General features: G+C 69.5%; 19 protein-coding genes and 1 tRNA gene. 12 read left to right on the forward strand and 8 right to left on the reverse strand.

Going from position 1 to position 25,722, the window contains the following annotated elements:
- Positions 1 to 31: 31 nt before the first annotated feature.
- Positions 32 to 934, reverse strand: a complete 903-nt coding sequence (locus ASF65_RS16030; RefSeq protein ID WP_055891225.1) for an N-formylglutamate amidohydrolase — start codon at positions 932 to 934, stop codon at positions 32 to 34.
- A gap of 162 nt (positions 935 to 1,096) precedes the next feature.
- Here ASF65_RS16030 and ASF65_RS16035 point away from each other — a divergent pair, with 162 nt between their 5' ends.
- Both ASF65_RS16035 and ASF65_RS16040 read left to right on the forward strand, forming a co-directional pair.
- Positions 1,097 to 1,462, forward strand: coding sequence for a response regulator (locus ASF65_RS16035; protein ID WP_019996719.1), 366 nt, complete (start codon positions 1,097 to 1,099; stop codon positions 1,460 to 1,462).
- A gap of 84 nt (positions 1,463 to 1,546) precedes the next feature.
- A tRNA-Val gene (locus tag ASF65_RS16040) sits at positions 1,547 to 1,621 on the forward strand.
- Between the two features lie 236 nt (positions 1,622 to 1,857).
- Here ASF65_RS16040 and ASF65_RS16045 read toward each other — a convergent pair.
- Complete coding sequence (locus tag ASF65_RS16045) at positions 1,858 to 3,894, reverse strand: NADH:flavin oxidoreductase (RefSeq protein ID WP_055891226.1); 2,037 nt, start codon at positions 3,892 to 3,894, stop codon at positions 1,858 to 1,860.
- A gap of 145 nt (positions 3,895 to 4,039) precedes the next feature.
- Here ASF65_RS16045 and ASF65_RS16050 point away from each other — a divergent pair, with 145 nt between their 5' ends.
- The gene (locus ASF65_RS16050; protein WP_055891229.1) at positions 4,040 to 4,669 is read left to right on the forward strand and encodes a TetR/AcrR family transcriptional regulator; all 630 of its coding nucleotides are present in this window, start codon (positions 4,040 to 4,042) and stop codon (positions 4,667 to 4,669) included.
- A gap of 36 nt (positions 4,670 to 4,705) precedes the next feature.
- Here the strand turns inward: ASF65_RS16050 and ASF65_RS16055 are convergent, their stop codons facing one another.
- From ASF65_RS16055 to ASF65_RS16075, 5 genes are all read right to left on the reverse strand, one after another.
- Positions 4,706 to 5,620 carry a LysR family transcriptional regulator gene (locus tag ASF65_RS16055; protein ID WP_055891233.1) on the reverse strand — a complete coding sequence of 305 codons (915 nt, stop codon included), beginning with the start codon at positions 5,618 to 5,620 and terminating at the stop codon, positions 4,706 to 4,708.
- Positions 5,621 to 5,687: 67 nt separating this feature from the next.
- The gene (locus ASF65_RS16060) at positions 5,688 to 6,923 is read right to left on the reverse strand and encodes a pyridoxal phosphate-dependent aminotransferase (protein ID WP_055891235.1); all 1,236 of its coding nucleotides are present in this window, start codon (positions 6,921 to 6,923) and stop codon (positions 5,688 to 5,690) included.
- On the reverse strand, positions 6,920 to 8,464 hold the full coding sequence (locus ASF65_RS16065) for an aldehyde dehydrogenase family protein (protein ID WP_055891237.1): 1,545 nt from the start codon (positions 8,462 to 8,464) through the stop codon (positions 6,920 to 6,922). Before ASF65_RS16065 ends, ASF65_RS16060 begins: the two co-directional genes overlap by 4 nt.
- 38 nt (positions 8,465 to 8,502) lie before the next feature.
- Positions 8,503 to 9,786, reverse strand: a complete 1,284-nt coding sequence (locus tag ASF65_RS16070; protein WP_055891240.1) for an FAD-binding oxidoreductase — start codon at positions 9,784 to 9,786, stop codon at positions 8,503 to 8,505.
- A 63-nt stretch (positions 9,787 to 9,849) separates the two neighbouring features.
- On the reverse strand, positions 9,850 to 11,250 hold the full coding sequence (locus ASF65_RS16075; protein ID WP_055891242.1) for a VOC family protein: 1,401 nt from the start codon (positions 11,248 to 11,250) through the stop codon (positions 9,850 to 9,852).
- A gap of 307 nt (positions 11,251 to 11,557) precedes the next feature.
- Here ASF65_RS16075 and ASF65_RS16080 point away from each other — a divergent pair, with 307 nt between their 5' ends.
- The 8 genes from ASF65_RS16080 (at position 11,558) to ASF65_RS16115 (ending at position 23,091) form a co-directional block, all read left to right on the forward strand.
- Positions 11,558 to 12,496, forward strand: a complete 939-nt coding sequence (locus tag ASF65_RS16080; RefSeq protein WP_055891245.1) for a LysR family transcriptional regulator — start codon at positions 11,558 to 11,560, stop codon at positions 12,494 to 12,496.
- A gap of 121 nt (positions 12,497 to 12,617) precedes the next feature.
- Positions 12,618 to 14,273, forward strand: coding sequence for an OFA family MFS transporter (locus tag ASF65_RS16085; protein ID WP_055891248.1), 1,656 nt, complete (start codon positions 12,618 to 12,620; stop codon positions 14,271 to 14,273).
- Positions 14,274 to 14,336: 63 nt separating this feature from the next.
- Positions 14,337 to 14,822, forward strand: coding sequence for a formate dehydrogenase subunit gamma (locus tag ASF65_RS16090; protein WP_055891250.1), 486 nt, complete (start codon positions 14,337 to 14,339; stop codon positions 14,820 to 14,822).
- Complete coding sequence (locus tag ASF65_RS16095) at positions 14,819 to 16,396, forward strand: NADH-quinone oxidoreductase subunit NuoF (RefSeq protein WP_055891252.1); 1,578 nt, start codon at positions 14,819 to 14,821, stop codon at positions 16,394 to 16,396. The genes ASF65_RS16090 and ASF65_RS16095 overlap by 4 nt, the downstream gene beginning before the upstream one ends.
- Positions 16,397 to 16,409: 13 nt before the next feature.
- On the forward strand, positions 16,410 to 19,283 hold the full coding sequence (fdhF, locus tag ASF65_RS16100) for a formate dehydrogenase subunit alpha (RefSeq protein WP_055891255.1): 2,874 nt from the start codon (positions 16,410 to 16,412) through the stop codon (positions 19,281 to 19,283).
- Positions 19,280 to 19,597 (forward strand): formate dehydrogenase subunit delta, encoded by a 318-nt coding sequence (locus tag ASF65_RS16105; protein WP_082505743.1) that lies wholly within the window; start codon positions 19,280 to 19,282, stop codon positions 19,595 to 19,597. The genes fdhF and ASF65_RS16105 overlap by 4 nt, the downstream gene beginning before the upstream one ends.
- 94 nt (positions 19,598 to 19,691) lie before the next feature.
- Entirely contained in the window at positions 19,692 to 21,482 is a 1,791-nt protein-coding gene (locus ASF65_RS16110) for a chloride channel protein (protein ID WP_055891258.1), read from the forward strand.
- Positions 21,483 to 21,591: 109 nt separating this feature from the next.
- The gene (locus ASF65_RS16115) at positions 21,592 to 23,091 is read left to right on the forward strand and encodes a phospholipase D-like domain-containing protein (protein WP_348271182.1); all 1,500 of its coding nucleotides are present in this window, start codon (positions 21,592 to 21,594) and stop codon (positions 23,089 to 23,091) included.
- Between the two features lie 13 nt (positions 23,092 to 23,104).
- Here the strand turns inward: ASF65_RS16115 and ASF65_RS16120 are convergent, their stop codons facing one another.
- Positions 23,105 to 23,797 (reverse strand): methyltransferase domain-containing protein, encoded by a 693-nt coding sequence (locus ASF65_RS16120; RefSeq protein ID WP_055891262.1) that lies wholly within the window; start codon positions 23,795 to 23,797, stop codon positions 23,105 to 23,107.
- A 209-nt stretch (positions 23,798 to 24,006) separates the two neighbouring features.
- Here ASF65_RS16120 and ASF65_RS16125 point away from each other — a divergent pair, with 209 nt between their 5' ends.
- Entirely contained in the window at positions 24,007 to 25,716 is a 1,710-nt protein-coding gene (locus tag ASF65_RS16125; RefSeq protein ID WP_055891265.1) for a PAS domain-containing methyl-accepting chemotaxis protein, read from the forward strand.
- Positions 25,717 to 25,722: the final 6 nt, after the last annotated feature.

Genomic DNA, 25,722 nt, shown 5'->3' on the forward strand with positions numbered 1-25,722 from the left:
ACGGCGATCCCCCGGGCCTGGCGAGGGCGCGCTACTCGGCGGCGGCGGGACGCTGGAGTTCCGATTCCACCTCGGCGGCGAAGCACGAGGCGAACTCCCACAGGATGCGCCGGAAATGGCCGAAGGCCGCGTGCGGCACGAAGTTGCGTTCGTCGGCATAGAGCGCGCGGTTGATCTCGAGCTGGATGGCATGGACGCCCGCGCGCGGCCGCCCGTAGCGCTCAGTGATGTAGCCGCCGGCATAGGGCTTGTTGCGCGTCACATCGAGACCGAGCGCCGTCAGGCGCTGCACGGCCATCGCCACATAGTGGTGGGCGGCGCTGGTGCCGAACCGGTCGCCGACCACGATATCGGCCTTCGGGCCGCCCGGCAGGGGGCGCACCGACGAGGGCATCGAATGGCAGTCGATCAGGATCGCGACGCCGAAGGCGCGGCGCGTCGTCTCGACGAGGCGCTCCAGCGTCTCGTGGAAGGGCATGTAGATCGTGTCGATCCGCGACAACGCCTCGGCGACCGGGATGCGCCCGGCATAGATCTCCTCGCGTTCGGCGACGATGCGCGGAATGGTCCCGAGACCGCCCGCGACCCGCACCGAAGCGGAGTTCGCACGGTCGGGCAGCGGCCCGGAGAACATTGCAGGGTCGAGCTCGTAGGGCTCGCGGTTGACGTCGAGATAGGCGCGGGGAAACCGCGCGACCAGCAGCGGCGCGCCGAGCGCCGGTACGAAGTCGAAGAGCTGGTCGACGAAGAGGTCTTCCGAGCGGCGGATCGTCGAGGGGCCGAGCCGGCTCTGCGCCAGGAACGAGGAGGGATAGGCGCGCCCGCTATGGGGCGAGCAGAACACGAAGGGGCTGGTCTGGCGGGTCGGCTCGATGATCTCGAAGGCCGGGCACGCGCCCGCGGCGGTTTCCAGGCTGGGAGCGGCGACGTCCAAATGCACTCCCCTTCATTTCCCTTTCGCAAACCGCGTTCCACCGGAGATAGGGCCGTTCTGCCGCTCGAACATTCCATTTAGCTCTTGCTTAAGCAATCTGCTAAAAGGTTGATTGCGAGCAGGCTTCACGTCCGGCACCCGCCGCGACATTCAGGTTACGAGATGTACAAGATCCTTCTGGCCGAAGACGACAACGACATGCGCCGCTTCCTGGCCAAGGCTTTGGAAAAGGCCGGCTACGAGGTGACCGCCTACGACAATGGCGGCAGCGCCTACGAGCGCCTTCGCGAGGAGCCGTTCTCGCTGCTCCTGACCGATATCGTGATGCCCGAGATGGACGGCATCGAGTTGGCGCGCCGCGCCACCGAGCTCGACCCCGACCTCAAGGTGATGTTCATCACGGGCTTTGCCGCGGTCGCGCTGAACCCGGACTCCAAGGCTCCCAAGGACGCCAAGATCCTGTCCAAGCCCTTCCACCTGCGCGAGCTGGTGGAGGAGGTCGGCAAGATGCTCCAGGACGCCGCCTGATTTTTTTGCGGCTCTACCCCCACAAGAGGCGCAAACGGTCTTGACCGCACCGCGCCTCCTGTGGTGTAAGCCGCTCCATCGAATGGGCGCGTAGCTCAGCGGGAGAGCACTGCATTGACATTGCAGGGGTCACTGGTTCAATCCCAGTCGTGCCCACCATTCGATCCCTCGGTCCGGTCGCGACGAACGTGTCGCCCCCTTCGATCCGAGGCATGACGTCGGTCGCGACGTTTCTTCAAACCCTGTTTCAGCCTATCGATCCGGTGCCGGGCGCCTGTCGTCTCCTCTTTCCAGCGTCGGACCGCGCCCTGCGCATCGCTTGCCGCCGCCCTTGAACGGTCCGCATTCGCAGGACGGGACCGCTCGCGTCGACGAGCGCGCGAATCGCGGGCACCTCAGAGGTCCTTGGCGAGACGCAGCGCGCCGTAGATCGCGGCATGCGTGTTGCGGGCCGCGACGGCATCGCCGATTCGGAAGAGCTGGAACGCGCCCGCGGGGTTTCGCATGACGGTCTGCGGCCGGCCGTCGATCAGGGCGTCGTAGGACACCTCGCCGCCATTCGAGGACTGCGGCTTCAGTTCGAAATACACGTCGTCGAGCGGGATCGTCCCGTGGTTGACGACGATCTGGTCGAAGCTCGCCGTCTTCGCGACGCCGCCGTAGTCGCTGCCGAGATGCGCCAGGAGGCGGTTTCCGTCGCGCTCCACCGCCTCCAGCCGGTAGGTGACTGTGAAGGTCGTGTCGAGCGCCTGGAGCGAGCGCATGTAGGGCACGAGGTTCATCGCCATGACCTCGGGCGCGAAGGTGCGGTCCGGGGTCATCACCTCGACCTTGGCCCCAGCCCGGGCGACGACCTCGGCGGCCTGCAGGCCGGCATGGTCGCCCGCGTCGTCGTAGACGAGGACGTCGGCGCCCGGCTTCACGTCGCCGGAAATGATGTCCCAGGCCGAGACGACGAGGTCGTTGCCGCGGGACAGGACCTCCGTATGCGGCAGGCCGCCGGCGGCGACCACGACGACGTCGGGCTCCTCGGCGATCACCATGTCGGCGTCGGCGAAGGTGTTGAAGCGGAAGACGACGCCCATCCGCTCGCACGCCGCCATGCGCCAGTCGATGATGCCGATCATCTCGCGGCGTCGCGCGCTCTGCGCGGTGAGGCGGATCTGGCCGCCCGGCTTGTCGGCGGCCTCGAACACCACCACGGCGTGTCCGCGCTCGGCCAGAACGCGCGCCGTCTCCAGACCGCCCGGACCGGCGCCGATCACCACGGCCTTCCGGCGCACCGGCGCTTTCGCGATCTCATGCGGCATGGTCAGTTCGCGGCCCGTCGCCGCGTTGTGGATGCAGTAGGCGGCGCCGCCCTGATAGATGCGGTCGAGGCAGTAGTTCGCGCCGACGCAAGGGCGGATCTCGTCCTCGCGCTTCTCGATGATCTTGCGCACGATATGCGGGTCGGTGAGGTGGGCGCGCGTGAGTCCAATCATGTCGACCTTGCCGCTGGCGATCGCGTGGCGAGCGGTCGCGACGTCGGAGATGCGGGCCGCGTGGAAGGTCGGGAAGCGCGTCTCGGCGCGGATCTCGCCGGCCAGATCGAGATGTGGTGCGCTCGCCATGCCCTGGATCGGGATGAGGTCGGTCAGCCCCGCGTCGGTGTCGATATGGCCGCGCACGACGTTGAGGAAGTCGACGAGGCCGGACTCCTTCAGGCGGCGGGAGATCTCCATCCCCTCCTCTCGCGTCGTGCCGCCCGCCAGACCCTCCTCGGCGCTGTAGCGCACGCCGACGATGAAGTCCGGGCCGACACGCCCGCGGATCGCGCGGAGCACCTCGAAACCGAAGCGCAGGCGGTTGTCGAGCGAGCCGCCATAGGGGGCGTCGAGGTCGTTGGTCAGAGGCGAATAGAACTGGTCGATCAGATGGCCGTAGGCCTCGAGTTCGATCCCGTCCATGCCGCCGGCCTTCATCCGCTCGGCGGCATCCGCATAGTCCCGGACGATGCGCTCGATGTCCCAGTCCTCGATGCGCTTGGGAAAGGCGCGGTGTGCCGCCTCGCGCCGGTGCGACGGGGCGACCACGGGGAGCCAGTCGCCCTTGTCCCATCGCGTGCGTCGGCCGAGATGGGTGAGCTGGATCATCACCGCGGCGCCTTCCGCGTGGACCGCGTCGGACAGCTCGCGCACCCAGGGCACGACCTCGTCCCGATAGGCGAGGATGTTGTTGAAGACAGGCGGGGAATCGCGGGCGACGGACGCCGAACCGGCCGTCATCGTCAGGGCGACGCCGCCCCGCGCCCGCTCCGCATGATAGGCGCGGTAGGCCGCCTTCGGCATGCCCTCCTCGGCATAGGCCGGCTCGTGCGAGGTCACGAGGATGCGGTTGCGCAGCGTCAGGTGCTTCAGCTGGAAGGGCTGGAGGAGCGGGTCGGCGGTCATGACGGGGGTCCCCCTCGGTCGGCACGCCGCGACGCTACGAAAAAATGTACGGATCTGTCAATTTTCCAAACACCACTGCTTTCATCCTGTTCGGGGCCGTACAGGTTCGTTGCCGGTGCGACGGGGCGGTGCTAAGGCTCGACCCATGCGAGAGGCACCGGCCGCGGACACGGGATGGCGCGCGTCGCCGGACATCTGGCTGGAAGCGGCCTACGGGGCGCTCTTGGAGGGCGGCGTCGAGGGGGTGCGCATCCAGTCGCTCGCCGAACGGCTGAAGATTTCCCGGACGAGCTTCTACTGGTTCTTCAAGGACCGGGCCGCGATCCTCGAAGCGCTGGTCGCCCGCTGGCGGGAGACGAACACCGGCCATCTCGTCGGGCAGACCGAGCGCTATGCCGAGACCATCGTCGAAGCGATGCTGAACGTCTTCGACTGCTGGCTGCAGCCCGCGCTCTTCGATCCGCAGTTCGAGTTCGCGATCCGAAGCTGGGCGCTGCAGTCGCCCCCGATCCTCCACGAGGTGCGCGAGGCCGACCGGCTCCGCCTCGAGGCGCTCGATCGCATGTTCCAGCGCTTCGGCTTCGATCCGGGCGAGGCCGACGTGCGCGCGCGGACGACCTATCTCGTGCAGATCGGCTACATCTCGATGCAGACGGCGGAGGATCTCGCGGTCCGGCTCGAGCGTATCCCGAACTACGTCCGGATCTTCACCGGGCACGCGCCGGGCGAGCGGGACATGGAGCGCTTCCTGTCCCGCCACCGGGCGTCGACGTGACGAGCCGCCCCGGCGCTCAACGTCCGCGAGCGGATATCAGAGACCGCCGTCCTCGCCATCCCGTCCGATGACGGCGGACAGCCACTGCCGGAAGGCGACGAGCGGCGGAAAGCGCTCGCGCTCCTTCGGCCAGACGAGGTGATACTCCTCGCGCGAGCGCATCGGGCGGTCGATGATCGGCACGAGCTCGCCGCGCTCGATCTCTTTGGCGACGAGAAAGCTCGGCAGAAGCGCGACACCGAGACCGGCCATCGCGGCCTGCGCGATCGTGGCGAACTGGTCGAACAGCATGCCCGTCACGCCCTCGGGCGCCACGCCTTGCGCGGTGAACCACGTCTCCCACGCGTCGGGACGCGAAGTGATGTGGAGGAGCGGCAGTGCGCGCAGCGCCGCCGGATCGCCGCCGACCGGATGGGCCGCGGCGAAGTCGGGGCTGCCCATCGGCACGACGTCCTCGGCCAGAAGCTGGAGGTGGCGGGTCCCCGGCCAGTTCGGCACGCCGAAGTGGATCGCCGCGTCCATCGTGTCGAGCCGGAAGTCGAACTCGACGAGCCGCGTCGCCAGATTCAACGTGATGCCGGGATGGAGCGCCAGGAAGTCCGGCAGACGGGGCGCGAGCCAGCGCGTGCCGAAGGTCGGCAGGATCGCGAGATTCAAGGTGCCGCCGAACGGGTTGGCGCGGATGTTGAGCGAGGCCGTCGAGATCCGCCGCAGCGCATCGCGGATGTCGCGCGCATAGGCCTCGCCGGCCGGCGTCAGGCGCACGGTCTGGCGCTCGCGCAGGAACAGCGGGACGTCGAGCTGCTCTTCCAGCGCCTTGATCTGCCGGCTGACGGCGCTCTGCGTGAGATTCAGCTCGCCGGCCGCCGCGGTGAAACTGCCGGTGCGCGCCGCCGCCTCGAAGGCGCTGAGAAGGCCGATGGACGGAAGAAAGCGGCGCGGGATCTGCATCCCGCCATTCCATAGCGGAATGGGACAAGCTGCAACACTCCCGCCGTCGCGTCCCCGAACCGCCCCATCAGGCGTGCTTGAGCCCTTCGCACGCCGCCCCGATCCGCTCCAGCGCCGTCCTCAATTCGTCTTCCGAGGTCGCGTAGGAGATGCGGAAGAAGGGCTCGAGGCCGAAACAGGCGCCGGGCACCACCGCGACGTCGGCCTCGAGGAGATAGTCGGCGACGTCCCGGTCGGTGCGGATCGTCCGGCCGCCCGGCGTCGTCGCGCCGAGAAGCCCCTCGCAGGAGGCGAACGTGTAGAACGCGCCCTGCGGCACCGGACATTGGATGCCGGGGATGGCGTTCAGCCCGGCGACCACGAGATCGCGCCGCCGCTGGAACGCCGCGCATCGTTCCGCGATTATGTCCTGCGGCCCGTTCAGCGCTGCGACCGCCGCCGCCTGGCTAACCGACGAGGGGCAGGAGGTCGCCTGGCTCTGCACCACGGCCATCGCCCGGATCAGCGCCGCGGGGCCGCCGCCGTAGCCGATGCGCCAGCCGGTCATCGCATAGGCCTTCGACACGCCGTTGACGGTGAGCGTGCGGTCCCGAAGGTCCGGCGCCACAGCGGCCAGCGTCGCGAACGCCCGGCCGTCGTAGAGGATATGCTCGTACATGTCGTCCGACATCGCCCAGACATGGGGATGGCGGCGCAGGACGCCGGCCAGCGCTTCGAGATCCTCGGCCGAGTAGGCGGCGCCCGACGGGTTGGAGGGCGAGTTGAGGAGCAGCCAGCGGGTGCGCGGGGTGATGGCCGCCTCGAGCTGCTCGGGCGCCAGGCGGAAGCCCGCCTCGATCCCGCACGGCACGAGCACCGGCGTTCCGCCCGCGATGGCGACGATATCGCTGTAGCTCGTCCAGTAGGGGGTGGGAATGACCACCTCGTCGCCGGGGTCGAGCGTCGCCATGAAGGCGTTGTAGAGGATCTGCTTGGCGCCGGCGCCGCAGGTCACCTCGTCCGGCGCGAAGACGAGCCCGTTCTCGCGCTCGAACTTGGCCCGCACCGCGTCCTTCAGCTCGGGCGAGCCGTCGAGCGCGGTGTATTTGGTGGCACCGTCGCGGATCGCGCGGATCGCCGCTTCCTTGATGTGGTCGGGCGTGTCGAAGTCGGGCTCGCCTGCGCCCAGAATGATCATCGGCCGCCCGGCGCGCTTCAGCGCGCCGGCCTTGGCCGTGATCTTCAGGATCTCCGAGACGCCGACCGAGGCGATGCGCCCGGCCGGCCGAAAGGCGGGCATCCCGGCGGGGGCCAGCGCGCTCATGCCTCGGCCGAGCCGCCGTCGACGTCGAACTTCACGCCTTGCGCGAGCGGCAGGGAGCGGCCGTAGTTGATGGCGTTGGTCTGGCGGCGCATGTAGGCCTTCCAGGCGTCCGAGCCGCTCTCGCGCCCGCCGCCGGTCTCCTTCTCGCCGCCGAAGGCGCCGCCGATCTCGGCGCCGGACGTGCCCATGTTGACGTTGGCGATGCCGCAGTCCGAGCCCGCGGCCGAGAGATAGCGCTCGACCTCGCGCATGTCGGTGCCGAAGATCGAGGACGACAGGCCCTGCGGCACGCCGTTCTGCAGCGCGATCGCTTGCGCGAGATCGCGATACTTCAGGACGTAGAGGATCGGCGCGAAGGTCTCCTCGACCACCGGCCCGGTCTGCTCGGGCATCTGGACCAGCGCCGGGCGCACGTAGAACGAGTTCGCCCCGTTGACGTCGACCCGCTCGCCGCCGTGCACCGTGCCGCCGGCGGCCTTTGCGGCCTCCAGCGCCCGGCCCATCGCCTCGAAGGCGGCGCGGTCGATCAGCGGCCCGACGAGCGCGTCCGAGGTCAGCGGGTTGCCGACCGAGATCGAGCCGTAGACCTTGGCGAGACGCGGCACCAGCGTGTCGTAGACGCTCTCGTGGACGATGAGGCGGCGCATCGTCGTGCAGCGCTGGCCGGCCGTGCCCATGGCGCCGAAGGCGACGGCTCGCAGCGTCAGGTCGAGATCGGCGGACGGCGTGACGATCGAAGCGTTGTTGCCGCCGAGCTCCAGGATGGCGCGGGCAAAGCGCCGGGCGAGCCGCTCGCCGACCGCGCGGCCCATGCGGGTCGAGCCGGTGGCCGAGACGACGGGCACGCGCGGATCATCGACCAGCGCCTCGCCGACTTCGCGCTCGCCGACGAGAAGCGTCGACAGGTTTGCGGGCGCATCGCCGAAGCGGGCGGCGGCGCGCTCGAAGATCGCCTGGACGGCGAGCGCGGTGAGCGGCGCTTTCTCCGACGGCTTCCAGACCACGGCGTCGCCGCACACGAAGGCGAGCGCCGCGTTCCAGGACCAGACCGCCACGGGGAAGTTGAAGGCCGAGATGACGCCGACGACGCCGATCGGATGCCACTGCTCGGTGAGCTTGTGGTCGGCGCGCTCGGAGGGGATCACGAGGCCGTAGAGCTGGCGCGACAGGCCGACGGCGAAGTCGCAGATGTCGATCATCTCCTGCACTTCGCCAAGGCCCTCGGACGGCGCCTTGCCGACCTCGAGGCTGACGAGGCGGCCGAGCGCGTCCTTGTGGGCGCGAAGCTCCTCGCCAAGAAGGCGCACGAGTTCGCCGCGACGGGGCGCGGGAACCTCGCGCCATTGGAGAAACGCCTCGTGCGCGCGCCCGATCGCCGCGCCGACGGCCGCCGGATCGGCCATCGGAACCGAGGCGAGAACCGCGCCGTCGACCGGCGAGACGACCTGGCGGGAGCCGCCGCGGAACGCGGTCTCGGCGACGCCGAGCGAGGACAGGAGGGACTGCGCCTCGGTGGCGAGGGAGGTGGGCGTGTCGAGCATGACGGTCGAATCCTCAGGAAGAAGCGTCGGGGTGCAATTCAGAGCCGCGCGCCGGCGAGGTGTGCGACCTGCGAGCCGACCTCGTAATAGGCCTCGCGCAGGGCGCGCCGGGGCACGGGCAAAGGGTCGGTGACGGGCAGCGGCAGATCGGCCTCGCCGATCTCACCGAGACAAAGCCGGGCGAGACAGCGGCCGAACACGGTGCCCGGCGCGATGCCCCGGCCGTTGTAGCCGCTGAAGGCGACGACGTCGCGCCCCAGCCGGTGGAAGCGCGGCAGGCTGTTCCCGGTCATGCCGATCTGGCCGTACCAGGCATATTCGAATTCAACGCCCGCGATCTGTGGAAACAGCTTCGCCAGCGCCCGGCGTCCCCAGTCCCGGTGCACCGCCTGACCGCCGCCGCGAAGGGCGCCGACCGAGCCGAACACGAGCCGGCCGGCCCGGTCGAAGCGGAACGAGGAGAGGATCTCCCTTGTATCCCAGGCGCCCTGGCGCTCGGGCAGGATCGAGTGCCGGACATTGTCGCCGAGCGGCGGCGTGGCCATGTTGAAGTAGGGCAGGTGCACCTGCTCGCCGCGGACCTCCGGGAAGACGCCCTTCCCATAGGCGTCGGTCGCGACCACCACGGACGTCGCGCGCACCACGCCGCCGGGGGTCGCGAGACGCCATAGCGCGCCGTCGTCGGTGGCCGAGACCACGGGGCTTGCGGTGAAGATCTTGGCGCCCGCCGCGATCGCCGCGCGCGCAAGGCCCCGGACATAGGCGAGCGGCTGGATCGTGCCGGCGCGTTCGTCGAGGAGCGCGCCGGCATAGGCCTTGGTGCCGACCTTGGCCGCGGTCTCGGCCGCGTCGAGCAAACGCACCGGCGCGCCCCGCGCTTTCCACTGGCGCTCGCGCTCCCGCACCTCGTCGAGGCCCTTCGGCCCGACCGCGCAGTGCAGCGTGCCGCGCCGTTCGGCCTCGCAGGGGATGGCATGGCGTTCGACCAGATCGAACACGACGCGCGGAGCCTCGCCGAGCAACTCGAGCAGCCGCTCGCCATGGACGTCCCCGAGTTCGCCGGGCAGGTCGTCCGGCATCACCCACATGCCGGCATTGACGAGGCCGACATTGCGACCCGAGCCGCCGAAGCCGATCTCCTCGGCCTCGAGCAGCGCGACGCTCGCCCCGCCCTCGCACAGATGCAGCGCCGCCGAACAGCCGGTGAAGCCGCCGCCGATCACCGCGACGTCGACGACGAGCTCGCCTGCCAGCGCGGGCGTCTCCGGCGCCGGCGGGGCGGAGGCCTCCCAGAGGCCGTGGCTGCGCGGGTCGTTCTTCACGAGGCCCGGCTCCCGAGCGCGGTCGCACGCCCTGCCGACCCGCCGCCTGCGCGCCGCATCCCGTCAGGCCGCATCGTCACGAAGCTCGCGGCGCAGGCCCGCGCGCACCGCTTCGATCGAGCGCGCCTCGGCGGTCTCGTAGACCTCGAACTCGTCCGCGACGAGCGCGCCGAGCGCTTCTGCGAAGGCGTCCTGACTGGCGTTGCCGGCATAGCTGCGCTGCTCCTGTCCGCCGAGGTTCGACTGGAAGATGCCCGCCGCCGAAACGGGCAGGAAGTCCTCGTAGACGATCGGATAGGCCGCAACATGGCCGCTCGCGATCAGCGCTTCCATCGGCGCGGCGGCGGAGCCGGCCGGGGCGGCGCCCTGCCCCCGCTCGGTTAGGACGTAGCGGTAGTAACCGAGCCCTTCGCGCCGCAGCGTCTCGTGGTCGTCGGGGAAGTCGGCAAAGACCTCGGCAAGGCGCGTGGCATAGTCGGCGCCGGCATTGCCTTGCCCGCCCGCGTCGCGAACGCGCGCGAGCAGTTGGTCGTAGAGCGCGCGGCCCTTGCGCGTCAGGGCCAGCCCGCGCTGCTCGATCTCGCCGAAGCGCGCGGTGTGGGTGCCGGCCGCAGGGCCGTCCTCGCCTTGGAAGAGGATCGCCTCCTCCAGCGCCTTGAAGCTCGTCTGGCGCAGGAGGATCGGGCAGCGGCGCGTCGGCGGGCCCTCGATCACGTCCTTGGCCGCAATGCCGCGCGCGGGCATCTTGGCCTGCACGGCGTCGATGTCGAGGGTACGCGGCGTCAGGTGGTTGATGTGCGGACCCCGGAAGCAGACGACGTCGGCGATCAGCCGGTGAACCTTCGACAGGCGCTGGTAGGTGCCCTCATCCACCGTCGCCTCGCGGTGCCAGCGGAAGGTCTCGACCGCCTCGCGCACGAACTCCTCGGCCTCGCCGTCCGTCAGGCCGTCCGCCGTCTCGAAGCGCTCGATCAGCGCCAGCGCGCCGGGCGTGAAGATGCGCCGGCGCGACAGGATGGCGGCCGCTTCCTGACGCAGGGCCTCGTCCTCGATGAGTTCGAGCCGCAGCAGCGAGGTGAAGACGCGGAACGGATTGCGGGCGAGGTTCTCCTCGCGCACCGGCCGGAACGCGGTGGAATGGACCGGCACGCCGGCTACCGACAGGTCGTAGTAGCCGACCGGCTCCATGCCCATTACCGCAAAGAGCCGGCGCATGGTGGACAGTTCCTCGGCCGTGCCGAGGCGGATCGCGCCGTGGCGCTCGAGGTCGATGCGGTCGAGATCGTCGGTGCGCTCGAGATCGGCCTTCAGTGCCGGGTCGGCGGCGAGCGTTTCAGCGTTCACGTCCGCCACCAGCGCCATCAACGTGCCGTATTGCGGCACCTCGGCGCGATACATCTCCGACATGACAGCCGAGAAGCGCGTGCGGACATGGTCGGACGTGACGAAAGCGGTCTCGTTCAAGTTCCCATCCTTTGCAGCACCACCGGCCCGCCTTGAGGCAGCCCCGCGGCCGGCGGCCGACGCTCTCTTTTCGGCCCTGCGCACGCCGATCTCAAACGACGATAGCGCATGACATCATGCGCCCGGAGAATGACCTCGCACGCCCCCGAACCCTGTAACGCCCGCCCTCGGTCTCAGGCACTCCCAAGCTTGATCGGCAGAAGACTGGATCGGCGTGCGTTCCGGCGTCACGCTGGCGCCCGGGCGGCGGGCGTGTGATTCCCTCGCCGCGAAGGCGCGGCCGTCCGGGCCGGCGCGAAAGGGTTCGATGCAGATACGCCACCTCCGCTATTTCGTGACGCTGGCACGCCTTGGCCACTTCCGGCGCGCGGCGGAAAGCTGCGGCGTCACGCAGCCGACGCTGTCGGCCGGCATCGCCTCGCTCGAGACCGCGCTCGGCGTCGAGCTCGTGCGCCGCGACCGTCGCTTCGTCGGGCTGACGGCGGAGGGCGAGGCCGCCCTTCCCTGGGCGCAGCAGATGCTGGCGGATTGCGACGGCATGCTGCGTGCGGCCGGCAAGCCCGGCATCGGCCTGACCGGGCGGCTGCGGCTCGGCGTCATCCCCGCCGCGATGCCCGCGGTCGGCGCGATCGCACCGGTGCTGGCCGCCGATCATCCCGACCTGCAGCTCGTGATCCTGTCGATGACCTCGCGCGAGATCGAGCGCGCCCTTCACGCCCACGACATCGACGGCGGCGTCACCTATCTCGAGAACGAGCCGCTCGGCGGCGTCATCACCTGGACCTTCTACGAGGAGCGCTACCGATTCGCGACGCCGGCCGACGGCCCCTTCGCCGGGCGGTCGGCGATCTCCTGGGCGGAGGCGGCCGCGGCACCCCTCTGCCTCCTGACGCGCGATATGCAGAACCGTCGCATCCTCGATGCGCAGATGGCGAGCATCGGCATGGAGGTACAGCCGCGCGCGACCGCCAATTCCTACACCGCGCTCCTGTCGATGGTGCGCATGGGAGATCTCTCGTCGATCCTGCCGCACAGCCATGCGGGGACCGCCGAGCGCGATCCCGCGATCCGCATCCTCCCCTTCGACGACCCGTCGACGCCGCAGGCCGTCGGGCTCGTGGTGCTCGACCGCCATCCGATGTCGGCCCAGAGCCGGGCGGTCCTGTCCTGCGTGCGCTCCGCCGATTTCCGGCGGCGCGTCGCGGCGCTGCGGGACGACGACGGCGACCCTCACGAGCCTGCGTGATCGACGACGTCTATCATTGATCGTTCCGTGAACATTTGACGCGTTCTAAATTGGGCGCAACCCTTTGCAACGACGGGGGAACGGCTGGGAGGCCGCGCCCGCCTTTGCATGGGGAGGATCGATGAGTTCTGCAGCCGATGTCGCGCGCCCGCCGGGCGTTGGGTTCCTGGACCGCGAGAACACCGTGGCCAAGGCCGGTTTCAACCGCTGGCTGATCCCGCCATGCGCGCTCGCGATCCATCTGTGCATCGGCATGGCCTACGGATTCTCGGTCTTCTGGCTGCCGCTGTCCCGCGCCATCGGCGTCGCCCAGCCGGTCGCCTGCGAGGGCATGACCCTGATGACCGCCCTCTTCACGACAACGTGCGACTGGCGCGTGTCGGACCTTCTGTGGATGTACACGCTGTTCTTCGTGGTGCTTGGCGGCGCCGCGGCGATCTGGGGCGGATGGCTGGAGCGGGCGGGCCCGCGCAAGGCCGGCCTCGTCTCGGCCGTCTGCTGGTGCGGCGGCATGGTGATCTCGGCGCTCGGCATCTACCTCCACCAGCTCTGGCTGATGTGGCTCGGCTCGGGCGTGATCGGCGGCATCGGCCTCGGTCTCGGCTACATCTCGCCCGTCTCGACCCTCATCAAGTGGTTCCCCGACCGGCGCGGCATGGCGACCGGCATGGCGATCATGGGCTTTGGCGGCGGCGCGATGATCGGCTCGCCGCTCGCCGACATCCTGATGCGCCATTTCGCGAGCCCTGAGGGCGTCGGCGTCTGGCAGACCTTCCTCGTGCTGGCCGCCGGCTATTTCGTGTTCATGGTGGCGGGCGCGCTCGGCTACCGCGTGCCGCCGGAAAACTGGCGCCCGGCCGGATGGACGCCGTCGGCGGCGGTGGGCACGCGCATGATCGCGACCGGCGACGTGCACCTCAAGGACGCGCACAGGACACCGCAGTTCTGGCTGATCTGGGTCGTGCTCCTGACCAACGTGACCGCCTCGATCGGCCTCATCGGCGTGGCGTCGCCGATGCTGCAGGAGATCTTCGGCGGGCGCCTGATCGGCGCGGCCGGCACGGCCTTCCTCGACTTCACGCCCGAGCAGCGCACGGCGGCCGCCGCCGTCGGCGCCGGCTTCGTCGGCCTCGTCTCGCTCTTCAACATCGGCGGGCGCTTCTTCTGGGCGTCCTTCTCCGACCGGCTTGGCCGCAAGACGATGTATGCCGTGATCCTGGCGCTCGGCATCGCGCTCTACGCGGCGCTGATCCCCTTCTCGGCCTCGAGCGGGATCCTGTTCCTGTTCGTCGCCTCGTTCTGCGTGATCGCCTCGATGTACGGCGGCGGATTCGCAACGGTGCCTGCCTACCTTGCCGACGTCTTCGGCACCAAGTTCGTTGGCGCAATCCATGGGCGCCTCCTGACGGCCTGGTCGCTCGCCGGGGTCTTCGGCGGCCTCATCACCGGCAACATCCGCGACGCGCAGATCGCGGCCGGCGTGCCGCGCGAGGCCGTCTACCAGCCGATCTTCTTCACCGTCGCGGCGCTTCTGGCGGTCGGCTTCGTCGCCAACCTCCTGGTCCGCCCGGTGGCCGAAAAGTACCAGATGCGGCAGGAGGCCAAGGGGACCCTGACGGCGGCGCGGGGCGGCGCTGCGGCAGCGCCCGCCTTCGGCGACCACGGCATCGGGCGCGGCGGCTTCAACGGGGCGGCGATCGCCGCCTGGGTCGCCGTCGGCCTGCCGCTCCTCTGGGGCGTCTACATCACGCTTCTGAAGGCGATTGCCTTGTTCTAGACTGAGCCCCGAGCCGGCGCGTGCCTCGGCCGCGCCGGCTTCCGACCTTCTCGGGAGACCGACATGCTCGATGCCGCGCGACGCGCTCTGCCCTTCGATGCCGAGCGCCTGAATGAGATCATCGCCGCCCATGCAGGAAAGCCAGGCGCGCTCCTGCCGATCCTGCACGACGTGCAGGCCGAGTTCGGCATGGTGGACGATGCGGCGGTGCCCGCGATCGCCGCGGCGCTGAACCTGTCGCGCGCCGACGTGCACGGCGTCCTCACCTTCTATCACGACTTCCGGCGCCTTCCGGCCGGGCGCACCGTCGTCAAGCTCTGCTCGGCCGAGGCCTGCCAGGCCGCCGGCGGCCGGGCGCTGCAGGCGGCGACCGAGGAACTCCTCGGCGTGCCGATGAAGGGGACGACCGGCGACGGCGCGGCGACGCTGGAGCCGGTCTACTGCCTCGGCCTCTGCTCGGTCGCGCCCGCCGCGATGGTCGACGGCCGCATCCACGGCCGCCTGACCGCCGACCGCCTGACCGCCATCATCGAGGAGGCGATGCGATGACCCCGACGACACGCATCTTCGTGCCGCGCGACGCGGCGGCCGTGGCCGTCGGCGCCGACGACGTCGCCGCCACGCTCCAGGCCTCGGGCCATGCGATCGAGATCGTGCGCACCGGCTCGCGCGGCCTGCACTGGCTGGAGCCGCTAGTCGAGGTCGAGACGCCGTCTGGGCGCATCGGCTACGGGCCGGTGTCGCCCGCCGACGTCGACGCGCTGCTGGCGGCCGGGATGCTCCAAGGCGGCGATCATCCTCTGCGCATCGGCCGGCCGGAAGATCACCCGTTCCTCGCCCGTCAGACCCGCTCCACCATGGCGCTGTGCGGCATCGTCGATCCGCGTTCGGAAGCCGACTACGCCGCCCATGGCGGCTGGCGCGGCCTCAAGTCCGCCCTCGACATGGATGCCGAGGCGCGGGTGCGGGCGGTCACGGCCTCCGGCCTGCGCGGCCGCGGCGGCGCGGGCTTTCCGACCGGCATCAAGTGGGAGACCGTGCGCAAGGCCGCGGCGGCGCAGAAATACGTCGTCTGCAACGCCGACGAAGGGGATTCGGGCACCTTCGCCGACCGGATGACGATGGAAGGCGATCCGTTCCGGCTGGTCGAGGGCATGTGTATCGCCGGCGTCTCCGTCGGCGCGACCTACGGCTACATCTACATCCGCTCGGAATACCCGCACGCGATCGAGGCGATGGAGCACGCGATTGCGCAGGCGCGCGAGGCCGGCTGGCTCGGCCGCTCGGTCGGCGGGTCGGGCCTCGCCTTCGACATGGAGGTGCGCGTCGGCGCCGGCGCCTATGTCTGCGGCGAGGAGACCTCGCTCCTCAATTCGATCGAGGGCAAGCGCGGCATCGTGCGCGCCAAGCCGCCGCTGCCGGCCCTCCAGGGCCTCTTCGGCAAGCCGACGGTGGTCAACAACGTCCTGTCGCTCGCCGCCGTCCCGGCGATCTTTGCCGAAGGGCCGGAAGCCTACGAGCGGCTCGGCCTCGGGCGCTCGCGCGGCACGATGCCGATCCAGCTGGCCGGCAATGTGAAATATGGCGGCCTCGTCGAGGTGCCCTTCGGCATCACGCTGGGCGAACTCGTGCATGAGATCGGCGGCGGCACGGCGTCGGGTCGTCCGGTGCGCGCGGTTCAGGTCGGGGGCCCGCTCGGCGCCTACTTCCCCCCGTCCCTCTTCGACACGCCCTTCGACTACGAGGCCTTTGCGGCGAAGGACGGGCTGATCGGGCACGGCGGCATCACGGTCTTCGACGACACGGTCGACATGGCCCACATGGCGCGCTTCGCCATGGAGTTCTGCGCGGCTGAAAGCTGCGGCAAGTGCACGCCCTGCCGCATCGGCGCCGTGCGCGGCGTCGAGACGGTCGACCGCATCCTCGAGAAGCGCTCGGCGGGCCAGCCCGTGGCGAAGGAGCTGACGCTGCTCGCCGACCTCTGCGACACCATGAAGTTCGGCTCGCTCTGCGCGCTCGGCGGCTTCACGCCCTATCCCGTGACCAGCGCGATGACCCATTTCCCCGAAGATTTCGACCTCGACGCCCGTCGCCTGCCGGCCGGGCTCGAGGCGGCGGAATAAGGAGGACGCCCCGATGTCTCTCGTTCCTGAAACCGACTACGGCACCCCGGCCCGCCGCGCCGAAAGCCAAGTCACGCTGACCATCGACGGCGAGACGGTCACCGTTCCCGCCGGCACCTCGCTGATGCGCGCGGCCGCCGAGATGGGCACCAAGATCCCGAAGCTCTGCGCGACGGACAGTCTCGAGCCCTTCGGCTCCTGCCGCATGTGCCTCGTCGAAGTGGAAGGCATGCGCGGCACGCCCGCATCCTGCACGACGCTCGCCGCCGACGGCATGGTGGTGAAGACGCAGACCGACCGGATCGCCAAGCTCCGCCGCGGCGTGATGGAGCTCTACATTTCCGACCACCCGCTGGACTGTCTGACCTGCTCGGCCAACGGCGACTGCGAGCTGCAGGACACGGCGGGCGAGGTCGGCCTTCGCGAGGTGCGCTACGGCCAGCACGGCGAGAACCACGTGCATCCCCACGAGCACGGGAGCCCGAACCCGCTGTTCATGGAGAAGGATCTCTCCAACCCCTATTTCCAGTACGATCCGTCGAAATGCATCGTCTGCTCGCGCTGCGTACGGGCCTGCGAGGAGGTACAGGGCACCTTTGCGCTGACGATCGCCGGCCGCGGCTTCGACAGCCGCGTCTCGCCCAGCCAGGGAGAGGACTTCTTCTCCTCCGAATGCGTCTCCTGCGGCGCCTGCGTGCAGGCCTGCCCGACCGCGACGCTGATGGAAAAGTCGGTCGTGGCATTGGGCGTGCCTGAGCATTCCAAGGTCACGACGTGCGCCTATTGCGGCGTCGGCTGCTCGTTCAAGGCCGAGATGCGGGGCGAGGAACTGGTGCGCATGGTCCCGTGGAAGGACGGCAAGGCGAACCACGGGCATTCCTGCGTCAAGGGCCGCTTCGCCTACGGCTACGCCAACCACCGCGAGCGCATCACCTCGCCGATGATCCGCGCCTCGACCTCCGAGCCCTGGCGCGAGGTGTCGTGGGAGGAGGCGATCGCCCACACGGCCGCCGAGTTCAAGCGCATCCAGGCGAAGTACGGACGCAACTCGGTCGGCGGCATCACCTCCTCGCGCTGCACCAACGAGGAGACCTTCCTCGTCCAGAAGCTGATCCGCGCCGGTTTTGGCAACAACAACGTCGACACCTGCGCGCGCGTCTGCCACTCGCCGACGGGCTACGGCCTGAAGACGACGCTCGGCACCTCGGCCGGCACGCAGGACTTCGATTCGGTCGAGGAGGCCGACGTCATCCTCGTGATCGGTGCCAACCCGACCGACGGGCATCCGGTCTTCGCAAGCCGCATGAAGAAGCGCCTGCGCGAGGGCGCGCAGCTGATCGTCGTCGACCCGCGCCGCATCGATCTCGTCAAGACGCCCCATGTCGAGGCCGCGCACCACCTGCCGCTGCGCCCCGGCACCAACGTCGCCGTCCTCACCGCGATGGCGCATGTGATCGTGACCGAAGGTCTCGTCGACGAGTCGTACGTGCGCGAGCGCTGCGACCTCGAGGCGTTCCAGGCGTGGGCTGAGTTCGTCTCCGACGCCTCGCGCTCGCCCGAAGCCTCGGAGCCGATGACGCGCGTGCCGGCAGACGAGCTTCGCGCCGCGGCCCGGCTCTATGCCACCGGCGGCAGGGCCGCCATCTACTACGGCCTCGGCGTGACGGAGCACTCTCAAGGGTCCACCACCGTCATGGCGATTGCGAACCTTGCGATGGCGACCGGCAACATCGGCAAGCGCGGCGCGGGCGTGAACCCGCTGCGCGGCCAGAACAACGTGCAGGGCGCCTGCGACATGGGCTCCTTCCCGCACGAACTCTCGGGCTACCGCCACGTGTCGGACGACACGGCGCGCGCGCTATTCGAGACCATGTGGGGCGTCGAGCTCGACGACGAGCCGGGCATGCGCATCCCCAACATGCTGGACGCCGCCGTCGCCGGCGAGTTCAAGGGCATCTACATCCAGGGCGAGGACATCCTCCAGTCCGATCCCAACACGCGCCACGTGACAGCCGGTCTTGCCGCGATGGAATGCGTCGTCGTGCAGGACCTCTTCCTCAACGAGACGGCGGTCCACGCTCACGTCTTCCTGCCGGGCTCGACCTTCCTCGAGAAGGACGGCACCTTCACAAACGCCGAGCGCCGCATCCAGCGCGTGCGGCGCGTGATGACGCCGAAGAACGGCTATGCCGACTGGGAGGTCACGCAACTTCTTGCCAACGCGCTCGGCTTTCCCATGAACTACGGCCACCCGTCCGAGATCATGGCCGAAATCGCGGCGCTCACCCCGACCTTTGCCGGCGTTTCCTACGAGCGGCTGGAGACCGAGACCCTCCAGTGGCCCGTCACCGACAAGGCGCCGCTCGGAACGCCGCTGATGCACCTCGAAGGCTTCGTGCGCGGCAAAGGCCTCTTCGTCGTCACCGAATACGTGCCGACCGACGAGAAGGTGGGCCCCCGCTTTCCCCTGCTCCTCACGACAGGCCGCATCCTCTCCCAGTACAATGTCGGTGCGCAGACCCGGCGCACCGACAACACGATGTGGCACGAGGAGGATCTTCTCGAGATCCATCCGCACGACGCCGAGGAGCGGGGCATTCGCGAGGGGGCCTTCGTCAAGGTCGCGAGCCGGGCGGGCGACACGACGCTGCGCGCCCTCATCACCGACCGCGTGGCGCCGGGCGTCGTCTACACGACGTTCCACCATCCGCTGACGCAGGCCAACGTCGTGACCACCGACTATTCCGACTGGGCGACCAACTGTCCGGAATACAAGGTGACGGCGGTCCAGGTCTCGCCTTCCAACGGGCCGACCGACTGGCAGGAGCGCTACAACTCGTTCGCCGCCACCTCGCGCCGCGTGGCCGCCGCCGAGCCCGCCGAATGAGCGCGGCGCCCGAACCCCTTGAGGGCGAGACGCAGAAACTCGTCACCATGGTCAACCAGGTGGCGCGCTTCTTCGAAAGCCAGGCGCATGAGCCGGGCGTCCTCGGCATCGCCGACCATGTCGCGGCCTTCTGGACGCCGCGCATGCGCGACATGATCTTCGCCCATGTCGACGAGGGCGGCGCGGACCTTCGCCCGCTGGCGCTGGAGGGTCTCGCCTCGCTGCGCGCCCGCCCGCCCAAGGCCGCGCACCGGCGCCTGGAGGCCGCCGGCGGCCTGTCGGTCGGCACCAAGCCGGGCTCGGACGCGGGCTAGGGCACGAAAGATCGCGTTTCGAGCGAGCCCTTTGCCCGTCGTGGCCTATGTAGCCACGACGAAGGGCTGAATCGAACTGGCGGCGATCGCAACGATGGACGGAGGCACGGCTCCACAGGAGACGCCGGCGACCACGGTTTCGGTCAAGGCACCCAGCCGCTTCCGCGCCTGGGTCCGCGGCAACGAGATCGGACTGGTGATCGTCGCCTGCGTGGTGGGCGTGGTCGCCGGCCTCGTGGTGACCGCGATCGGGCGGGCGGCGCAGGCGCTGCACATGCTCCTGTTTGCCGCCGACGACGGGCACCTCAGCTCGATGACCGCCCTCGCCTCGCCCTGGCATGCCGCCCTGCCGGCCTGCGGCGGCGCGCTTCTCGGTCTCTGGCTGTTCGCCACGCGCAAGCGCAAGGCGCGCCCGCTGGTCGACCCCATCGAGGCCAACGCGCTGCACGGCGGTCGCATGTCGATCCGCGACAGCGTGATCGTGGTGGCGCAGAACCTCGTCTCCAACGGCTTCGGCGCCTCGGTCGGGCTGGAGGCCGCCTATACGCAGATGGCGGGCGGGCTCGCTTCGCGCCTCGGCACCGCCTTCGAAATGCGGCGCGGGGACCTGCGCATGCTCGTCGGCTGCGGGGCGGCGGGCGCCATCGCCGCCGCCTTCAACGCCCCGCTCACCGGCGCCTTCTACGCGTTCGAACTGATCATCGGCACCTATTCGGTCGTCACGCTCGCCCCTGTCGTGGCCGCCGCCCTCTGCGGCACGTTCGTCGCGCAGCTCCTCGGGGCTGCGCCGTTCCTGATCGAGGTGGGATCGCCCGGGCCGATCACCGCGCTCGACTATCCGCCGGCGATCCTCCTCGCCGTTCTCGCCGCCGGTCTCGGGATCGCCATCATGAAGGGCGTGACGAGCGTCGAGCGCGGCGTGCGCGGCTCCGGCCTGCCGGCGCCGCTGCGCCCGGTCGCGGGCGGCCTCGTGGTCGGCGCGCTGGCCCTCGTCACGCCGCAGGTTCTGGCCTCGGGCCACGGCGCGCTGCACCTGCAGCTCGACCTGCCCGCGTCGCTGTCGATGCTGGCGCTCGTCCTCGCGCTCAAGGCGCTCGCCTCGGCGGTCTCGATCGGCAGCGGCTTTCGCGGCGGCCTGTTCTTCGCCTCGCTGTTCATGGGCGCGCTTCTCGGCAACCTCTTCGCGGCCGCCGCACCCTGGATCTTCCCCCATACCGCGCTGACGCCCGTCACCTTCGCGATCGTCGGCATGAGCTCGCTTGCCGTCACCATCGTCGGCGGGCCGATGACGATGACCTTCCTGGCGCTGGAGATGACCGGCGACTTCCCGATCACCGCGCTGGCGCTCGCCACCGTCGTCACCGCCTCGCTGACGGCCCGCAAGACCTTCGGCTATTCCTTCGCCACCTGGCGCTTCCACCTGCGGGGCGAGAACATCCGCAGCGCCCACGACGTCGGCTGGATCCGCAACCTGACGGTCGGCCGCATGATGCGCACCGACGTTCGCACCACGGCGCTCGGAACCAGCCTGAAGACCTTCCGGCGCGACTTTCCGCTCGGCTCCGCCCAGCGTGTCGTGGTGATCGATGCGACCGGCGCCTATGCCGGCATCGTGCTCGTCGCCGACGCCTATTCCGATGCCGCGACCGACCTCGAGGCGAAGATCGACGATCTCCTGCGCTGGCGGGACGCCGTGCTCCTGCCGCAGATGAGCGCGCGCGAGGCGGCCGCCCTGTTCGACCGGGCCGAGAGCGAGGCGCTGGCGGTGGTGGACGGGGCGAAGACGCGCAACGTCGTCGGCCTCCTGACCGAAAGCCACACGCTGCGCCGCTACAGCGAGGAACTGGACCTCCGGCGCCGCGAGGCGGCCGGCGAGGTTCGATGAGCCGGACGATCGGGCCTGCCGTCATGGCAAGTCGGAACGTCTCTGGTATGGAACGCGTGCGGCCGGTCGCCGCAGCGTGGGTGAAGAAGGAATCAGGGTCTTGGATGCAGTGAACGAGGCGACCGCCGGAGCGGCCCCGACGATCCTGGAGACCGGGCGCAACTGCATGGCGATCGACCGGGCCGACCGCCTTTCGGTGATCGTCGATGCCGACGACTATTTCCGCTTCGCCCGGCAGGCGATGACGGCGGCCCGCCGGCGCATCATGCTGGTCGGCTGGGATTTCGACGGCCGCATCGTGCTCGGCCACGAGCCGGGCACGGAGGGGCCGGAGAAACTCGGCGACTTCATGCTGTGGCTGGTGGAGCGCAATCCCGAGCTCGAGATCTTCCTGCTGCGGTGGGACGTCGGCGCGCTGAAGACGCTCATGCGCGGCTCGACCTTCTTCACGCTCCTGAAATGGATGGCGCATCCGCGCATCCACACCAAGCTCGACGGCGCCCATCCGACGGGCTCCTCGCACCACCAGAAGATCGTGGTGATCGACGACGCCCTCGCCTTCTGCGGCGGCATCGACATGACCGCCGACCGCTGGGACACGCGGGCCCATGCCTTCGAGGACGAACGCCGCCGCCGCCCCTTCACGCGCCGCCGCTACAAGCCCTGGCACGACGCCTCGACCGCGCTGACCGGCCCGGCCGCAGCCCGGCTCGGCGAGATCTGCCGGCAGCGCTGGCTGACCGCCGGCGGCGCTCCCGATCCCCAGGCCATCGAGGGCATTCCGGCGACCTGGCCGGACGGACTGTGGACGACGTTCCGCGACCTCCACGTCGCCGTGTCGCGTTCGGCGCCCGAACTCGGCGACCGCGACGCGGTGCGCGAGATCGAGGAGCTCTACGTCGACCAGATCCGTGCCGCGCGCCGCGTCGTCTATGCCGAAAGCCAGTATTTCGCCTCGCGGCGCATCGCCGAGGCCATCGCGCACCGGCTGGAGGAGCCGGACGGCCCCGAGATCGTCGTGGTCAACCCGGTCTCGGCGCAGGGGTGGCTGGAGCCGATCGCCATGGACACGGCCCGCGCGCGGCTCGTCGAGACACTTCGGCGGCTCGACCGTCACGGCCGCTTCCGCATGTACCATCCGGTGAACGAGGGCGGCGAGGCGATCTACGTCCACGCCAAGATCCTCGTCGTCGACGACCGGTTCCTGCGCGTCGGCTCGTCCAACATGAACAACCGCTCGATGCGGCTCGACACCGAATGCGACGTGACGGTGGACGAGGCGCTCGCGCCGGACGGTGCCGCCGGGTCGATCGTCGACATCCGCAACGATCTTCTGGCCGAACATCTCGGCTGCAGACCCGACGAGGTGTCGGGGGCGCTGGCGACGAAGGGGTCCCTGATCGCCGCGATCGAGGCGCTGCGCGGTCCCGGCCGCTCGCTCGTCCCCTACGAGGCGCCCGAACTCAACGACGTCGAGGCGTGGCTCGCCGACAACAAGATCCTCGATCCCGAGGGGCCGTCCGAAATGTTCGAGCCCCTCAGCCGACGCCGCAACCTGATCGGGCGCCTGAAGCGCCGGATCAAAGAGCATCGGCGAAAGGCGCGCTAGCGCAAGGGCCCGGTCAGTCCCGGATCGCCATGATCGACTTGTTGAGCCCGGCGACGCGCTCCATCTCGATCCGCGATCCCGGAAACAGCGTGCGCATCATGCGGGCATCGAGGAGCCGGATATCGCGCACGTTGCTCCAGGCCTCTTCGGCGCTGCGGGCGCGCGGGAAGAAGCCGAGGTTGAAGTGGCGCGTCAGCGCGGCGCGCAGGGCGAGCGGCAGGTACTGGAAGCCGACGACGCGGAAGTGCGGCTCGAGCGGAAACCAGTAGTTCGGCGTCTGGATGAAGTGGCGCGTCCCGAGCCGATGCACGGTGCGCGAGAAGGCGACCATCGCGTCCCAGTCGCCGACATGCTCGATGACCGAATTCGAATGGACGAGATCGAACCGCTCGCCCTCGAAGAGCGCCGGATCGCACGCGTTGCCGAAATGGTTGCGGAACATCGCGCCCGTCGGCTCGGGGGCCGCCTCGTTGTTGACGAGGGTGATCGAGATCCGCCCGGCATGGCGGGCCAGAAGGTCGGCTCCGATCTTCCAGTAGGTCTCGGTGCCGCCGAGGTCGAGGATCTCGATCTCGCGCCGTGTCGCGAGCGCCGCCTCGATCAGGGCCGCGACCTCAGCGAATCGGCGCGCCCGGAAGCGGAACTCCAGGCTCTCGGGGTTGGACAGAGGGTTCGGCTTGACCCAGTCGTCGGCAGCAATTGTCATAACGGCACCTCGCCTTTTCGTGAGGTTAAACTGCCGTTAATTCATCGCCAGTCAATATTCCTTAACGTTTCATGCCCGAACGAAGTTAATCCTAGAATTTTATGCGAATTATTCCCATGGCCACGATAGTATCCGCCGGACAATCAATTTTTAAGCGATCTTAAGAGGGACTATCTAGGTTGCGGCCGACGTCATCGGGAGAGCCTGACATGAGTGGCCTGTTCGCCTCGGAAGCCGACCGCATCCTCTCGGCTCTCGACATGTCGATGGCGATCATCGAATTCGATCTCGACGGCAAGATCCTCAGGGCCAACCGCAACTTCTGCGACCTGATGGGCTACACCGAGAGCGAGATCGTCGGGCGCCCGCACAGCCTCTTCGTCGAACCTACCCACGCCGCCTCGCCGGAATACGCCGCCTTCTGGGCGAAGCTGCGCCGCGGCGAGTTCGAGTGCGACGAGTTCCGCCGCCTCGCCAAAGGGGGCCGCGAGGTCTTCATCCGTGGCAACTACAACCCGATCCTCAACCGCGCGGGAAAGCCGGTCAAGATCGTCAAGTTCGCCAACGACATCACGGCGACGAAGCAGCGCCAGATCGACAGCGCCGCGCGGATCGCCGCGCTCGACCGCTCGCAGGCCATCATCGAATTCACGTTGGACGGCGAGATCATCACGGCCAACGCGGCGTTCCTGAAGGCGCTCGGCTATCGCCTCGAGGAGATCGTCGGCCGCCACCACAGCCTGTTCGTGGACCGGGCGGAAGCCGCCTCCGCCGACTATGCCGACTTCTGGGCCCGGCTGCGGGGCGGCGAGTTCGTGTCCGGCGAGTTCCGGCGCGTGGCCAAGGACGGGCAGGACGTCTTCATTCAGGCGTCCTACAACCCGGTGCTCGGCCTCGACGGCAAGGTCGCCAAGATCGTGAAGTTCGCCTCCGACGTCAGCGGGCGCGTGCGCGCGGTCAAGACCCTCGGAGGCGCCCTCGCGACGCTCGCCGCGGGCGATCTCAACCGCCGGATCGATACGCCCTTCACGCCAGCGCTCGATCCCATCCGCGACAGCTTCAACGCGTCGGTGGAAACGCTCGGCACCGCCATGCTGGCCATCTCGCGCAACGGCGCCTCGATCCAGGCGAATGCGGACGGCATCCGCGTCGCCTCCGATGATCTCGCCCGCCGCACCGAGCAGGATGCCTCGGCGGTGGAAGAGATCTCGACGGCGCTGTCGGCGATGAACGCGGGGATGCGGATCGCCAGCCGCAAGGCCGAGGAAGCAGGGGAACTCGTCGCCCGCACGCGCCGCGAGGCGGAGCAGTCCGGCTCGATCGTCGGTGTCGCGGTGGACGCCATGGGCAAGATCCAGGGATCGTCCGACCGCATCGGCTCGATTATCGGGGTGATCGACGAGATCGCCTTCCAGACGAACCTTCTGGCGTTGAACGCCGGCGTCGAGGCCGCGCGCGCCGGCGAAGCCGGCCGGGGCTTTGCCGTGGTGGCCCAGGAGGTCCGCGGTCTCGCCCAGCGCTCGGCGGAGGCCGCCAAGGAGATCAAGGGACTGATCTCGACCTCGCGCGACCAGGTCGCCGAGGGCGTGGATCTCGTGGGTCGGGCCGGCGTGTCGCTTCGCAGCATCGTCGAGAAGTTCGCCGAGGTGAACGACCATGTCGGCGTCATCGTCGACGCCGTGCGCAATCAGGCGCAGGGTCTGGACGAGGTCAACACCGGCGTCGGAACGCTCGACCGCTCGATCCAGCGCAACGCGGCGATGGTCGAGGAGTCGGCGGCCGCCTGCGCCGAACTCTCCGGCGAAGTCGGATCGCTGAACGAGATGATCGGCCGCTTCGAGCTGGCGAAGGCACGCGGCGGCACGCGCCGGGGCTCGCCGGTCCACGCCCTGCACGCGCGGATCGCCAGCGGCTTCTGACGCCGG

This window comes from Aureimonas sp. Leaf324 (assembly GCF_001423245.1).
GTDB lineage: Bacteria > Pseudomonadota > Alphaproteobacteria > Rhizobiales > Rhizobiaceae > Aureimonas.